The sequence below is a fragment of the Photobacterium sp. CCB-ST2H9 genome (genome assembly GCF_023151555.2).
Lineage (GTDB): Bacteria > Pseudomonadota > Gammaproteobacteria > Enterobacterales > Vibrionaceae > Photobacterium.
Map to the genome: position 1 here is coordinate 3093536 of NZ_CP100425.1, position 15449 is coordinate 3108984.

12 protein-coding genes and 1 riboswitch are annotated in these 15449 nt (G+C 55.4%); of the genes, 8 read left to right on the forward strand and 4 right to left on the reverse strand.

Annotated elements, in window-relative coordinates; all coding sequences use genetic code 11:
- Positions 1-639: 639 nt before the first annotated feature.
- From L4174_RS14170 to L4174_RS14185, 4 genes are all read right to left on the reverse strand, one after another.
- Positions 640-2457 (reverse strand): long-chain fatty acid--CoA ligase, encoded by a 1818-nt coding sequence (locus L4174_RS14170; RefSeq protein ID WP_248141525.1) that lies wholly within the window; start codon positions 2455-2457, stop codon positions 640-642.
- Between the two features lie 309 nt (positions 2458-2766).
- A complete protein-coding gene (gene leuO, locus L4174_RS14175; protein WP_371929352.1) occupies positions 2767-3723 on the reverse strand; it encodes a transcriptional regulator LeuO in 957 nt (318 codons plus the stop codon).
- Between the two features lie 320 nt (positions 3724-4043).
- Positions 4044-5156, reverse strand: coding sequence for an MJ1255/VC2487 family glycosyltransferase (locus L4174_RS14180; RefSeq protein ID WP_248141527.1), 1113 nt, complete (start codon positions 5154-5156; stop codon positions 4044-4046).
- The gene (locus tag L4174_RS14185) at positions 5153-5668 is read right to left on the reverse strand and encodes a phosphatase PAP2 family protein (protein ID WP_248141528.1); all 516 of its coding nucleotides are present in this window, start codon (positions 5666-5668) and stop codon (positions 5153-5155) included. Before L4174_RS14185 ends, L4174_RS14180 begins: the two co-directional genes overlap by 4 nt.
- 430 nt (positions 5669-6098) lie before the next feature.
- Here L4174_RS14185 and leuA point away from each other — a divergent pair, with 430 nt between their 5' ends.
- The 8 genes from leuA (at position 6099) to thiQ (ending at position 15434) form a co-directional block, all read left to right on the forward strand.
- Positions 6099-7652 (forward strand): 2-isopropylmalate synthase, encoded by a 1554-nt coding sequence (gene leuA / locus L4174_RS14190; protein WP_248141529.1) that lies wholly within the window; start codon positions 6099-6101, stop codon positions 7650-7652.
- A 2-nt stretch (positions 7653-7654) separates the two neighbouring features.
- Positions 7655-8746 (forward strand): 3-isopropylmalate dehydrogenase, encoded by a 1092-nt coding sequence (leuB, locus tag L4174_RS14195; protein ID WP_248141530.1) that lies wholly within the window; start codon positions 7655-7657, stop codon positions 8744-8746.
- 26 nt (positions 8747-8772) lie between these two features.
- Entirely contained in the window at positions 8773-10209 is a 1437-nt protein-coding gene (leuC, locus tag L4174_RS14200; protein WP_248141531.1) for a 3-isopropylmalate dehydratase large subunit, read from the forward strand.
- 34 nt (positions 10210-10243) lie between these two features.
- Positions 10244-10846 (forward strand): 3-isopropylmalate dehydratase small subunit, encoded by a 603-nt coding sequence (gene leuD, locus L4174_RS14205; protein ID WP_248141532.1) that lies wholly within the window; start codon positions 10244-10246, stop codon positions 10844-10846.
- Positions 10847-10987: 141 nt separating this feature from the next.
- Entirely contained in the window at positions 10988-11788 is an 801-nt protein-coding gene (locus L4174_RS14210; RefSeq protein WP_248141533.1) for a DUF547 domain-containing protein, read from the forward strand.
- 72 nt (positions 11789-11860) lie between these two features.
- Positions 11861-11979: riboswitch (TPP riboswitch) on the forward strand.
- Between the two features lie 109 nt (positions 11980-12088).
- The gene (thiB, locus tag L4174_RS14215) at positions 12089-13075 is read left to right on the forward strand and encodes a thiamine ABC transporter substrate binding subunit (protein WP_248141534.1); all 987 of its coding nucleotides are present in this window, start codon (positions 12089-12091) and stop codon (positions 13073-13075) included.
- A gap of 16 nt (positions 13076-13091) precedes the next feature.
- Positions 13092-14705, forward strand: a complete 1614-nt coding sequence (gene thiP / locus L4174_RS14220; protein ID WP_248141535.1) for a thiamine/thiamine pyrophosphate ABC transporter permease ThiP — start codon at positions 13092-13094, stop codon at positions 14703-14705.
- 15 nt (positions 14706-14720) lie between these two features.
- Positions 14721-15434, forward strand: coding sequence for a thiamine ABC transporter ATP-binding protein (gene thiQ / locus L4174_RS14225; protein ID WP_248141725.1), 714 nt, complete (start codon positions 14721-14723; stop codon positions 15432-15434).
- The last annotated feature ends 15 nt before the right edge of the window (positions 15435-15449 follow it).

The window sequence follows — 15449 nt, forward strand, 5'->3', positions numbered from 1 at the left end:
GTTCATGACGAGCTGGGGCCGTCTTTCCTTGCCGGAGCAGCAGGGAAGACAGTCATACCGGGTTACGCCAGATTACCGAGCGGGTCTGCCGTCAGAAGTTGCCGCCGATTGAGGTTGCGGCTGAAATGACAGACTCTTCAAAGTCAGTGATACAGACGGGTATAACATAGTTAGGGCTTATCTTTAGCCTAAAGAAATCCAATGTGTTTTTCGTGCTATGCGCCTGCCAGGGGATGTTCCCCCCGGCAGAACCCGTGGACCAACATAACGTTTTTTCACCGCTGGCGTCTATTCCCTACAGCCATTTCGTGGTTATTTTCTGTACTAAATAAGAATCACCTTATTAATAGCCATCGCGTGTTATATAAACAGAATAATGAACTAATTTTGACCAAACAGAACAGTTGATATCACCTGAACAAAGTCAGGAAAAACAGGAAATCTGACAGAAAATCATGAAAAAGAGAGGCGTGTGTAACTGAAGGCGCTGGCAGCAGCCTGACGAACAGGCTGCTGATTCATCCCCAAACGATGCGAGCAAGTGATTTGAACTCGCGATGCGGACAAACGATGAGAATTAGCGAAGTGAACAAGCTGACTGAGCAGACTCTGGGGCGACAGCGGTGAAGCTACCGACCCTCAGTGCTGCGGCGGCTCTTTCCGGTGACTCTCTTTGTACATGGCTTCAATTTGCTTGTGGTAGCGCTCAAGAATGACCTTACGGCGCAGCTTCTGTGTCGGAGTCAGCTCACCATCATCCATAGAAAAAGCTTTCGGTAACAGGGTAAATTTCTTCACCTGCTCAAATTTGGCCAGATCTTTCTGCAGCTCGGCAATCCGTTTTTCAACCATCGCCAGAATCTGGCTGTTTTTCAGCAATTCCAACCGGTTGTGATACTTAATATTCAACTCCCGGGCATGGCTTTCCAGGGTCTCAAAACAAGGGACCACCAGCGCAGACACAAACTTCCGGGCATCCGCAATCACAGCAATCTGTTCGATCAGGGTATCCTTACCAATCGCTCCCTCAATCACCTGCGGGGCAATATATTTCCCGCCTGAGGTTTTCATCAGTTCTTTGATCCGATCGGTAATGAACAGATTGCCCTGCGTATCAAAGGCCCCGGCATCACCGGTTTTCAGGAAGCCGTCCTCGGTAAAGTTCGCGGCTGTTTCTTCCGGCAGTTTATAATACCCCCGCATGACCATCGGCCCCCGGACCAGAATTTCGTTATTCTCGCCAATCCTGACTTCTGCACCGGGCATCACGGTTCCGACAGAGTCTGCATTAAACGCCCCGTCATCCCAGCAGGAAATAGTGGCCGTCGTTTCCGTCATGCCGTAGCCCAGCTTGACGTTAATTCCGATCGCATGGAAGAAACGACCAATACCTGCATCCAGTTTGGCACCGCCGCACGGCATAAACTTGATCCGGCCGCCCAGCACATCCCGCAGTTTCGACAGCACCAGCTTGTCTGCCGCTCTGTGCGCCAACTTCAGCAACGCAGAGGGAGGTCGCTGCTGTTGACGGCACGCTGCCATCCGGCTGCCTATCGCAACCGCAGCATGAAACAGTGCACTACGGTGAACCGGCGCTTTGGCAACTTTAGCCTGCACGGCTCCGTAAATTTTCTCATAGACACGCGGCACTGCGGACATCACGTGTGGCCGCACTTCGACCAGCGCTTCACGCACGGCATTGGTGTCCGTCAGGTAGCAGTTTATGCCGCCCCGGTGTAACACATAAAAGGTCCAGGCCCGCTCGAACACATGGGACAGCGGCAGGAAGCACAGAGATACATCTCCCTGACTGAGGGCCAGTCGCTGATCATGACCTTCAAGCTGAGCTGCGAAGTTGGCATAATCCAGCATCACCCCTTTCGGCGTGCCTGTGGTCCCCGAGGTATAAATCAGGGTCAGCAAATCGTCCATCCGGCAGTCATCCAGTCGTGCCGCCAATTCATCCGGATCAGCCTGCGTCGACTCAGAGACAAACTGAGCATAATCACATACCTGCGGTACTTCCGTTTCACAGTCCCCTTCCATCAGCACAATGCGCTCGAGTTGCGGACATTCGGCGGCAACAGCCAGCGCCGCATCAAGCTGTGCCTTTTCCCCCACAAACAGCACCCGGATATCGGCATTGTTGATGATGTAAGCCGCCTGCTGAGGCGTACTGGTCGGGTATATCGGCACCGTCACACCGCGCAGATAAAGGGTTGCCAGATCAGCGATAGTCCAGCGCACCATATTCGGAGAGAAAATACCGATTTTATCCTGAACACCGACTCCCTGAACCAGCAACGCCAGCGCCAGCTGATGCACCTGTTCCCCCAGCGCGTGCCAGCTGATATCCCGCCACTGACCATCCTGCGGATAACGAAGTGCTGTGTTCGGTCCCAGACGATTGATTTGCTGCCGGATGCGGTGAACGATGTGGTACTCGAGTTGTGACATATACTGCTCTGCCGTGTTGTTAGCTTACAGCTGTTCGCTGAAGGAGCGGAAAGTCTACTGATCGGACGTCAAAAGGCAACAGCCCCGTAAAGAGTTTAGAGCAGAATGCCGCATGGCTCTCACTCTGCCGTCCGGCCGCTGCTTTCAGGGGACAAAGGGGTCATGAAATCATGAAAAAACAGCCGCTTCCTGACAAAGGGAGCGGCCGTTGATTTCAGTAACTGCGATGAAAAGATGCAAGCAGGCAAAAGCGTCGCTTGGCCTGGCTGTGCCAAAGTATAGCGGTGCCGTGCTCTGACGTGCCGTGTCTCAGCAGGTTTCAGCTTCACAGATTGCCAGCAGCTGCTCACGCAACCACTGATGGCCTTTATCTTTTTGCGATGAATCGTGCCAGCTCAGATAACCGCTGATACTTTTCCCTTCAAACGGCAATGTCAGTAACTGCAGCGACAGTGTCTCTGCCATAGAAGCCGCCAGCCACCTTGGCACCACAGCGATCAGTTCAGACTGACCGACCACATAGAGAATATTGCTCAGGCTTCCGCCCTGATAAGCGACCTGGCAGCCAGGAGACAGCTGGTACACCGTCTCGGCAAATCCTCTCGCACCGGGAACCGATTTCAGTACGGCATGTTTTTCCCCGGCAAATTCTTCGGCGTTGAGGGTGCCCTGCAGACGCGGATGATTTCCGGCGGCAACGACCACCAGTTCGTCTCTGAACAACTCGGTGGAGGTGACCCCCTGCTCGTCAAAACGCAGGTAATCAATCACAAAGTCCAGCTCCTGATAACGCAGTTTCTGAACCAGATCAATCTCAACCCCGGCTTCCAGAGCAACCTGTACTTTGGGAGCGGCATCTGCCAGCTGACGCAGGATGTGAGGCGCAAAGCGCATATCCAGCGGACTGCAGACCGCAACTCTGAACAGCCGGTTCGAGGTTTCCGGCAGGAAAGCTGCAGACGGCAGTTCATTCTTAATCAATTGCAAAGCCTGGCGGACCGGACCGAATAATTGCTTGGCCCGAACCGTCGGCTGAATTCCCCTTCCATGGCGGACAAACAGCTCATCATCGAAGGTCGATTTCAGTCGGGCAACGGCATTACTGACTGCGGGCTGGGACATACCCAGATTATGTGCTGCCCGGGTGATATTCTGCTCCTGCATCACCGCATCGAATACTGTCAGCAGATTCAGATCAATGTTCCGCAGACCCGAACCCATGGTCATATTGTCTGCTGCTTGGAAAGACATACCTCTACGCGCCATTTCTGACCTCTTCTTCGAATCATCCAGAGAACCATGCTCACAACATCCGGCAGCACAGCGCCCTCACATACCCATCGAAAGCTGGGGTAAATCAGTATTATTCAAAAGATTGATGATACCAATACCGCCGAAGGCTCCAGCCTGATTCTAAGGGTATGAAAGCACCCGATATTGAACGATTGTCCAAAGAAAAACAAGCAGATATCCCGACTCTAAAAATATCTAAAAGGATATAAAACAATATGAGTAAAGATAAAATTCAATGAGTTACGCGATTTTTGAACACCGGGAGCTGTACGCGCCCGGTGAAAATGGCGGGATCAATAAATACCAGTGATTATTGATTTCAGTCCGGTGGAATCGGCTGCCGGCCCCAGATCTCTGACGGTTTCAAGTACAGGCTCCGGAAAACTGATCGGCTCCCATAACGACTGGCACAAATCCTGTGCCGTTTGCGTTTCCCCCTCCTGCACCCATTGCGCGACGGCCAGTGCAACATCCGGCCAGACAACCTGCCCCGGCGAATGGCTTGCAAGCCAGTTCCGCAACGCTCCGGCATCCAAAGCATGCATACTGGCTGCCAGTCCCATCAGCTCGAGAGTCGCCACATTACTCATTTGTTCGTATTGTCCCTGAAGCGGTTTCAGCAACAGTTTTTTGCCCAGGGCAATGGATTCAGACGGTAATTCAAACCCACCGTTGGCGATCACGCCGTCGCACACCGCCAGTCGCTGATGGAACCCGGTCCGGCTGAGCGCGCAGACATGGACATTGCCATGGCGCACATCCTGTTTGACTGAAGGGTGATAACAATAAAACGTGACGTCAGAGAAACGATGCAGCAGTGCCAGCACCTGTTGCAGGTCTTCAAACGGCAGGTAAACCAGTACCGAACCGTCAGTCGCGGGCGGCGGCGTATGTGACCGCGGGACGATCGGGGGCAGGATCGATGCACCGAAGTGATACCAGTGCAGGCCGATTTGCTGGTCGGTGGGTGCAAAATAACGGATTAGCTGCCGGTCCAGCCAGCCTTCCCCTTCTTTGGGCACATCAAATAAAAATGCGCTCTGATGGCTGAGTCCGAGTGTACGAACACCCTGCCGGCGTGCTGCCCAGGCTGAGACCGGTTCAAAATCATTCAGCACCAGATCATAACCGCTGAGATCCAGTGCTTTCACTTCCCGCCAGAAGTTCACCAGGGAATTTTGACAAAACGTTTTCCACTGATTGACCTTACCCTGTTCCGTGACAAAGGTCAGTCCTTTTGCGGTACGGTAATCACCGAAACAATCCATGTCGAAGTACTGATCCGCCGCCCGGCCTGAGAAATGGAAATCAACCGCCACTCCCAGCTCTGAAAATGCCCGCGCCATTTCCCTCGCGCGGGATATATGGCCATTTCCCGTCCCCTGGACGCCGTAAAGTATCTTCATATCGCCCCCTTGACGACATCAAAACACATCATGCCAAGCAGCGCGCCTGCCACAATGTCGGTAATAAAGTGCACACCCAGCAGCACACGGGAGAACCCAATGAGCATCGCCCAGGGCCAGACGATCCAGGCTGCTGCCGGGTAAAACGTTGAGATGAGGGAAGCCATCAGAAAAGCCGCCGCCGTATGTCCGGAAGGCAGACTGTATTTGTCCGAAGGCTGGATGAAACTGGGAAGCCGGGCCGGCCGGTTTCGTTTAAAGGTATTTTTCAGAACCAGATAGACAGGTAATTCCAGCAGAAAAGCCAGCAGGCCAATCGCCAGTACCTGACCGCCCTGCTGACCGTCCAGTCCCCAGGCCAGCAGGCCAAACATGACATAAAGCGGGCCATCACCGGAGCGTGAAATCAGACGGCTCAGCGTCGCCACCGGCTGATTGAAGCGGTGACACAAACATAAACTGGAAAAGGCGTAATCAAAGCGCTGGATGGGTGCCAATACGGTCACAGTCATAGCACTATTCTCCTCATAATCCATAAAGCCAGACTAGGAAGCAGAGATGACAACCGGGTGACGATTTCGAGGAAGGATAATGACAATGCACACCAATGTGGGGCTGTGCGCGTTTCTGTTCAGCAGCCTGCCCGCAGCCAAAAATGCCCGGTCTGCGAATAAAGATGCAATTAAGGCTTGACGCTTGTCTGCACAATCTGATATTCCTTTGGTCAACAACACAGCGGAAAAATAAAATGCAAACACAATTCATCCTTCTACTCAGCCTACTCCTTATCGTGAACAATCGCGTGGGTAGCTGATGGGTGAAATTCACCGCTAAAGTTTCAGAAGAACCCGCGCACTAAGCGCGGGTTTTTCGTATCAGGCCCGGCGCAAAGGACGCGAACAAGCCATGATTAAACAGGCAGGCCAATAAAAGGAAGCAATCATGAACAACGATCAGGTCATCATTTTCGACACCACCTTGCGCGACGGCGAACAGGCGTTGTCCGCCAGCTTAACCGTCAAAGAAAAATTGCAGATCGCTTATGCGCTGGAGCGCCTGGGCGTTGATGTGATTGAAGCCGGTTTCCCGGTTTCCTCGCCGGGCGATTTTGAATCGGTCCAGACCATTGCAAAGCACATCAAAAACAGCCGGGTCTGCGCCTTGTCCCGAGCCGTCGCCAATGACATTGATGTCGCCGCCGAGTCATTAAAAGTTGCCGAAGCCTTCCGTATCCACACCTTCATTTCCACCTCCACCATCCATGTTCAGGACAAACTGCGCCGCAGCTACGATGATGTCATCGAGATGGGCGTTGCCGCCGTCAAACGCGCCCGCAAGTACACGGATGATGTGGAATTTTCCTGTGAAGATGCTGGCCGGACACCGATTGATAACCTGTGCCGCATGGTCGAAGCTGCCATCAAAGCCGGTGCCACCACAGTCAACATCCCGGACACCGTGGGTTACACCCTGCCCAGCGAATTCGGCGGCATCATTACCCAATTGTTCAACCGGGTGCCAAACATTGATAAAGCAGTGATTTCCGTCCACTGCCACGACGATCTGGGGATGTCCGTTGCCAACTCCATGTCAGCCGTACAGGCCGGTGCCCGTCAGGTCGAAGGTACCATCAACGGCATTGGCGAACGCGCCGGGAACTGCGCACTGGAAGAAATCGCCATGATCATCAAAACCCGGGCAGAGTTGCTGGGTGTCACCACTAATATCAAGCATGAGGAAATTTCCCGCACCAGCCGCCTGGTCAGCCAGTTGTGCAACATGCCGATTCAGTCCAACAAAGCCATTGTCGGTGCCAATGCCTTCAGCCACTCCTCCGGTATTCATCAGGACGGCGTTCTGAAGAACAAGAACACATACGAAATCATGACCCCTGAATCCATCGGTCTGAAGAATCAGGCGCTGAACCTGACCAGCCGTTCCGGCCGCGCCGCAGTGAAGAGCCATATGGATGCCATGGGCTACACCGAGCAGGACTACAGCCTGGATACCCTGTATGCCGACTTCCTGAAACTGGCCGACCGCAAGGGTCAGGTCTTCGACTACGACTTAGAAGCCCTGATGTACTTCGCTAACCTGCGTGCAGAAGACGATTTCTACAAACTGAACTACCTGAGCGTCCAGTCTGGCAGCGTGATGGCAACCACCAGCATCAAACTGCAATGCGGTGAAGAAGAGAAATGCGAAGCCGCCGTCGGAAACGGTCCGGTCGACGCCCTGTATCAATGCATTTACCGCCTGACCGGCTACGAGATTGTGCTGGAGAAATTCGAACTGACAGCCAAAGGTGAAGGGGAAGACGGTCTGGGTCAGGCCGATATCATCGCCAACTACAAGGGCCGTAAATACCACGGCACCGGTCTGGCGACCGACATTGTTGAAGCCTCAGGTCAGGCGTTGCTGCATGTGATTAACAGCATTCACCGCGCCGAACAAATCGAAGAAATTAAACAAAAAGCGAAAATGGAGACTGTATAACCATGGCAGGTCAAAGCTATCAAATTGCTGTGTTACCCGGCGACGGGATTGGCCCGGAAGTGATGCGTCAGGCGCATAAAGTGCTGGATGCCGTCGAAGAAAAGTTCGGCTTCACCCTGGCCCGTGAGGAGTTTGATGTCGGTGGTATTGCCATCGACAATCACGGCTCACCACTGCCAGAGCAGACCCTGAAAGGCTGCGAAGCTGCCGACGCCGTTCTGTTCGGCTCGGTCGGCGGTCCGAAATGGGAACACCTGCCTGCCAATGATCAGCCAGAGCGCGGTGCACTGCTGCCGCTGCGCAAGCACTTCCAGCTGTTCTGTAACCTGCGTCCGGCGCAGATCCACAGTGGTCTGGAAGGATTTTCTCCGCTGCGTGCTGACATTTCAGCCCGTGGTTTCGACATCGTGGTGGTCCGCGAACTGACCGGCGGGATCTACTTCGGCCAGCCGAAGGGCCGCGAAGGGGAAGGCGCGATGGAAAAGGCCTACGATACCGAGGTCTATCACCGTTACGAGATTGAACGGATTGCCCGGATTGCCTTTGAATCTGCACGCCTGCGCCGTAAAAAAGTCTGCTCAATCGACAAAGCCAACGTGCTGCAAAGCTCAATCCTGTGGCGCGAAGTGGTGGAACAGATCGCCAAAGATTATCCGGATGTCGAACTGAGCCACATGTACATCGACAACGCTACCATGCAGCTGATCAAAGATCCGTCCCAGTTCGACGTCATGCTGTGTTCCAACATCTTCGGCGACATCATCTCAGACGAGTGCGCCATGATCACCGGTTCTATGGGCATGCTGCCGTCAGCGAGCCTGAACCAGGACAAGTTTGGCATGTATGAACCAGCAGGCGGTTCCGCACCGGATATCGCAGGCAAAAACATCGCCAATCCGGTGGCACAAATCCTGTCGGCAGCCCTGATGCTGCGCTACAGCCTGGGTGAAGAAGAAGCGGCACGCGCCATTGAGCAAGCCGTCTCTCAGGCACTGGAAGCCGGTGAACTGACTGCAGATCTAGCCGGAGACCGTCCGGCACTGTCGACCGACGCCATGGGCGACAAGATCGCAGCCAACATTCGTCAGGCGTAAGCTGAACCACGAGGAGCAAACGAGCAATGTCAAACACAACAACAGGCAAAACGCTGTACGAAAAAGTTTATGATGCCCACATCGTGGTCGAGGCTGAAGGCGAAAACCCGATCCTGTATATCGACCGTCATCTGGTTCATGAAGTGACTTCTCCGCAGGCCTTTGACGGCCTGCGCGAAAAAGGCCGTCAGGTCCGCCAGACCGGCAAAACTTTTGCCACCATGGACCACAACGTCTCGACCCAGACCAAAGATATCAAGGCTTCGGGCGAGATGGCCCGCATCCAGATGGAAACGCTGGCGAAAAACTGCAAAGAATTCGGCGTCACCCTGTATGACCTGAACCACAAATATCAGGGCATCGTGCACGTCATGGGGCCGGAACTGGGGATCACCCTGCCGGGCATGACCATCGTCTGCGGCGACTCCCACACGGCTACCCATGGTGCATTCGGTTCACTGGCCTTCGGTATCGGCACGTCTGAGGTTGAACATGTGCTGGCGACCCAGACCCTGAAACAGGCCCGCGCCAAGACCATGAAAATTGAGGTCAAAGGCAAAGTCGCACCGGGGATCACTGCCAAAGACATCATTCTGGCCATCATCGGAGAAACCACTGCCGCCGGTGGAACAGGCCACGTGGTGGAATTCTGCGGCGAAGCCATTACCGACCTGACCATGGAAGGCCGGATGACGGTCTGTAACATGGCGATCGAACTGGGCGCCAAAGCCGGTCTGATTGCGCCGGACCAGACCACCTTCGACTACATTCAGGGCCGCCACTTTGCACCAGCGGATGCCAACTTTGAAGCTGCCGTCGCATACTGGAAAACCCTGAAATCTGATCCGGATGCGCAGTTCGACAAAGTCGTCACCCTGAATGCCGCAGACATCAAACCTCAGGTCACCTGGGGCACCAACCCGGGTCAGGTGATTGCGGTGGACGAGCCAATCCCGGCTCCGGAAAACTTCAGCGATCCGGTCGAGCGTGCTTCTGCCGAGAAAGCTCTGGCCTACATGGGTCTGCAGGCCGGCAAAAAACTGTCTGACTTCCCGGTCGATAAAGTCTTCATCGGCTCCTGCACCAACTCCCGCATTGAAGATATGCGTGCCGCGGCAGCCGTTGCCAAAGGCCGCAAGGTTGCACCAAACGTTCAGGCGCTGGTGGTTCCCGGCTCTGAGCAGGTGAAAGCGCAGGCGGAACAGGAAGGTCTGGACAAGATTTTCATTGAAGCCGGTTTTGAATGGCGCCTGCCGGGCTGCTCCATGTGTCTGGCGATGAACAACGACCGTCTGGGTCCCGGGGAGCGCTGCGCTTCCACCAGTAACCGGAACTTCGAAGGCCGTCAGGGCCGTGATGGCCGCACCCATCTGGTGAGCCCGGCCATGGCAGCTGCTGCAGCCTGCGCCGGTCACTTCGTGGATATCCGCGAGCTGGACCAAGAAACCCTTGCGACCGCCTAACAGAGCCACCGCCTAACAGAGAAGGAAAATACCCATGGCAGGAATTCAACAACATACCGGACTGGTGGTGCCGCTGGATGCCGCGAACGTCGACACTGACGCCATCATTCCGAAACAGTTTTTACAGAAAGTAAACCGCATTGGCTTTGGCAAGCATCTATTCCACGACTGGCGTTTTCTGGACGATGCGGGTAAGCAACCCAATCCGGAATTTGTCCTGAACTACCCGCGCTATCAGGGTGCCAGCATCTTGCTGGCCCGGGAAAACTTCGGCTGTGGTTCTTCCCGCGAACATGCCCCGTGGGCGCTGGCGGATTACGGCATCAAAGTAATGATTGCACCCAGCTTTGCCGATATCTTCTACGGTAACTCAATCAATAACCAGATGGTGCCGGTACGCCTGACAGAAACGGAAGTGGACGAAATCTTCCAGTATGTCGAAGCCAATGAAGGCGCCGAAGTGACGGTTGATCTGGAAACCATGACGGTCAGTGCCAACGGCAAATCGTATTCATTTGAAATCGACGAGTTCCGCCGCCACTGCCTGCTGAACGGTCTGGATAACATTGGCCTGACGCTGCAACACGAAGATAAAATCGCGGAATATGAAAGCAAGATCCCGGCTTTCTTAGCCTGATCTATACTCAAGAGTCAGCCTCAGACACCCTGCTCCGGCAGGGTGTTTTGTTCAGGTCTGCAGGCAAGACATCACACGAACCAGAAAGAAACGCGTTTCCTTTCGGTCTCTTAGATATCAGCCATCTACAGAGGTGTTCACATGTTTTCGTTCCGCCGGGCTCTGCCTTTATTCACTGTCCTGATTTTACTCAGCTTCTCATCAGCCCCCATGGCCGCGCCGAAAGCCGACCTCTGGCCGTTCTGGCAAACCAGCAACCCCCAAAGCACCACCACAGTAGATCACAGCGCCTGGCAAAGTCTGCTGAACACCTACCTGCTCGTCGCCCCACAACAGACCCGTTTTCGCTACGCTGCGGTCAGTCCGCAAGATAAAAGCAGCCTGAATCAGTATATTGCCGGGCTGACCTCACGCGATCCCCGTCGTTTGAACCGCAATGAGCAGTTCGCTTACTGGGTGAATATCTACAATGCGCTGACCGTCAAAGTGATCCTCGACCACTATCCGGTCAGCTCAATTACCAAGCTGGGGGGGCTGTTCAGTTTCGGGCCCTGGGATGAACAGCTGATCACCATTGACGGCAAAAAACTGTCCCTGAACGATATCGAGCACCGTATTCTCCGCCCGATCTGGCAGGACAAACGCATTCACTATGTGGTGAACTGCGCCAGTCTGGGCTGCCCGGATCTGCTGCCGGAAGTCATGCATGCCGACCAGATCAATGCTCAGCTCGACGGCGCCGCACGCCGGTTCATCAACAGCCCCAAAGGGGTCGATGACAAAGGCGGTCAAGTCCGGCTGTCTTCGATTTATGACTGGTATCAGTTTGATTTCGGCTCACTGACAGATCTGCAGAAACACCTCAACCGCTACCGCAAACAGCCGGTCACGCTCACCAGCCCAAGGTATGATTATGACTGGCGCCTGAATGAGATTCGCTAGTTCCCGGCTCCCAGACTGGCATCCGCTGATAATTCCGGCTGGCAACCCGTGCCCGCCCCGTTTACAATGAGAGCCGTTCTCATGGGGAGTCTCCGGACTGAGATCGTGTCTGTTTATGTATATGCAGCACACGGGACCCATTGAACCTGAACCAGGTCATGCTGGCGTAGGAATTGAGAAACTGAAAGCACATCATTACTTTCCCTTTTCGTGACTTTCCCGGGACGTGCTCCCGCTCACTCAACGCCGCGCCTTGAAGAAATCGGAATTCCCTGCCAAGCAGGTACTCAGGAGCGCTTTGTGAAACACATACTGACAGCTTTACCCTTACTGGTTGCCGCCTCGTCTGCAGCCGCTGCTCAACCGACTCTGACGGTATACACCTACAGTTCGTTTACCGCAGACTGGGGCCCGGGCCCTGCAATTGAAAAAACCTTCGAAAAAGAATGTGGCTGTGATTTACAGTTCGTCGCGCTGGACGATGGGGTGTCCATCCTCAACCGTGTCCGTCTGGAAGGCAAAAACACGAAGGCCGATGTCCTGCTGGGTCTGGACAACAACCTGATGACGGAAGCGAAGAAAACCGGGCTGCTGGCAAAAAGCGGTGTCGACACATCCGCTGTCACCATTCCGGGGGGCTGGCAGGATCAAACCTTCGTGCCTTTCGATTACGGTTATTTCGCCTTTATTTACAACAGCCAGAAGCTCAAGAACCCGCCAGCCAGCCTGAAAGCGCTGGTCGAACGTGACGACCTGAACCTGATCTATCAGGATCCGCGTACTTCGACCCCGGGGCAGGGTCTGATGCTGTGGGTGAAATCCGTCTACGGTGATCAGTCCTCTGATGCCTGGCAGCAACTGGCCAAGAAGACCGTGACCGTCACCAAAGGCTGGTCAGAAGCCTACAATATGTTCCTCAAGGGCGAGACCGATCTGGTGCTGTCTTACACCACTTCCCCGGCCTATCACATCATTGCCGAGAAGGAAGACAAATATAAAGCGGCCAACTTCAGTGAAGGCCACTACATGCAGGTGGAAGTTGCCGCTAAACTGAAGCACAGCCCAAATCAGGCGCTGGCGGATAAGTTCATGAACTTTATCCTGACGCCGGGCTTCCAGTCCCAGATCCCGACCGGCAACTGGATGTATCCGGTCACCGATCAGCCGCTGCCTGAAGCGTTCAAGGCACTGCCGCGTCCGGCCAAATCGCTGGAATTCAGTGCTGACGAAGTTGCGAAAGAGCGCAAAACCTGGGTCCGCGAATGGCAAACAGCCCTGACGCAATAATCCTGTAGGACTGACGTTGTTACTTTCCCGTTCCAGCCTGCCCGGCCTGCTGAGTGCCGGGCTCATTCTGATCCTGGTCGGCGGAGCGCTCAGCGCTCTGCTGACGCAGGCGACCGACATCCGGCCGCTGGCGCTCTGGCAGGATCCTTACCTGCGCCATGTTACTGCATTCAGTTTTCAGCAGGCCATTCTATCGACGCTGCTGAGCGTGCTCCCGGCCATCCCAGTCGCTTATGCCCTGTCACGCCGCCGTTTTCCCGGCCGGGCGCTGCTGCTGCGCCTGTTCGCCATGACCGTCGTTCTGCCGGTTCTGGTCGCCGTGTTCGGCCTGCTGGCCATTTATGGCAACAGCGGCCTGCTGGCCCAGTGGCTGGCGACGCTGGAGATGAAACTGCCTTTCAGTCTTTATGGCCTGAACGGCATTCTGCTGGCCCATGTTTTTCTTAACCTGCCGCTGGCCAGCCGGTTGCTGCTGCAAAGTCTGGAAGGCATTCCCGCCGAACAGCATCAGCTCGCCGCACACTTAGGGATGCGAGGCTGGCCGCTGTTCCGGCTGGTCGCCTGGCCGCGGCTGCGTCAGCAACTGCCGCAGGTGGCAGGTCTGGTCTTCATGCTCTGTTTCACCAGTTTTGCCGTCATCATGTCTCTGGGCGGCGGCCCGAAAGCAACCACCATCGAGCTGGCCATTTATCAGGCGCTGCGATATGACTTTGATTTAGCGGCCGGTGCCATGCTGGCGCTGTGGCAGATGCTGCTGTGCTGCTCGCTGGTCCTCGTGAGTCAGCGCTTTGCCCGGCCACTGTCGACCCTTACCGGCCGGGTGCAGCAGGGCCACCCGAACTATCTCGACAGCCGGGCGGCCCGATGCTGGGATGGATTCTGGATCGGTGCCGTGCTGCTGCTGGTGATACCGCCGATGCTGGCCGTGCTGAGTGCAGGCATCAACAGCAAACTGCCCGGCTTACTCAGTACGCCTGCACTCTGGCAGGCCGTCAGCCACTCGCTGCAAATCGCCGCACTGGCCTGCCTGCTGGCCCTGATCGGCGGGATTGCCATTCTCTGTGCCAGCCGGTTCTGGCGTTTGCAGCATTACAAAGCCTCAGCCGATGGCCTGGAGCTGATCGGCACCATCATTCTGGTCACGCCGAGCCTGGTGATCAGCACCGGGCTGTTTCTGTTACTGCGCGAGTTCACCGATGTCTTTTCCTCGGCTTTCTGGGTGGTGGTCGCCGTCAATGCCCTGATGGCGCTGCCTTATGTCATCAAGACCCTGAGTCAGCCCATGCTGCATCTGGCCCAGCAGTACAACCCGCTGTGTCAGAGTCTGGGCATGCGCGGCCTGTCCCGGTTGTATCTGGTGGAATGGCGGGCGCTGCGCAAACCAGTCGCTCAGGCGATGGCAATCAGCTTTGTCCTGTCACTGGGCGATCTCGGGGCCATTGCCCTGTTCGGCAGTCAGGATTTTCAGACGCTGCCGCTCTACCTGTTCCAGCTGATGGACAGCTATCAGATGGATGCTGCCGCCGTAGCCGCATTATTCCTGCTGCTGCTCAGCCTGGGAATTTTTACTGCGGTGGAGCGCCTGCTCTTATCCCGCGATGCTTCCTCCGTTCACGCTTCACATGGATAACCTATGACTGCCCCGATGCTGACCCTGTCCCAACTCTGTCACTGCTACCGCCATGGTCATCAGGAATCCATGACGCTGAGCTTCGATCTCAACGTCGATAAAGGCGACATCCTGGCCGTAATCGGCCCCAGCGGGGCTGGCAAAAGTACCCTGCTGGCGATGATTGCCGGATTCCTCAAACCCGACAGTGGCGAGCTTTATATCGACGGTGAAAAAATTGACCGGCAATCACCGGCAGAGCGACCGCTGTCGATCCTGTTTCAGGATCACAACCTGTTTCCGCACCTGAGTGTGTTCGACAACATTGCGCTGGGGATCCATCCCGGCCTCAAGCTCAGCGCCGCAGAGAAAGTGCAGGTTCAAATGGCTGCCCAGCGGGTGGGGATCGGCCCGTATCTGGATCGCCTGCCGGAGCAGCTTTCCGGCGGCCAGAAACAACGGGTCGCACTGGCTCGCTGCCTGGTGCGCCACCGCCCGCTGCTGCTACTGGACGAGCCTTTTTCCGCCCTGGATCCGGCGCTGCGGCAGGAAATGCTGGATCTGGTTGCTGGTCTGGCGAAAGAAGCCGGGATCACGGTGCTGATGATCACCCACAGCCCGGATGACGCCATGAAGATCGCCGACCATTGCGCCTTTGTCGATCAGGGTCGCATTCAGGTGTGTGGCCCCACCCAGCAGGTGCTGAGTGAGGCATCAGATGATGGGTTAAGAAAATATCTGGGGCGCTGAGTACTCCGGCAGATC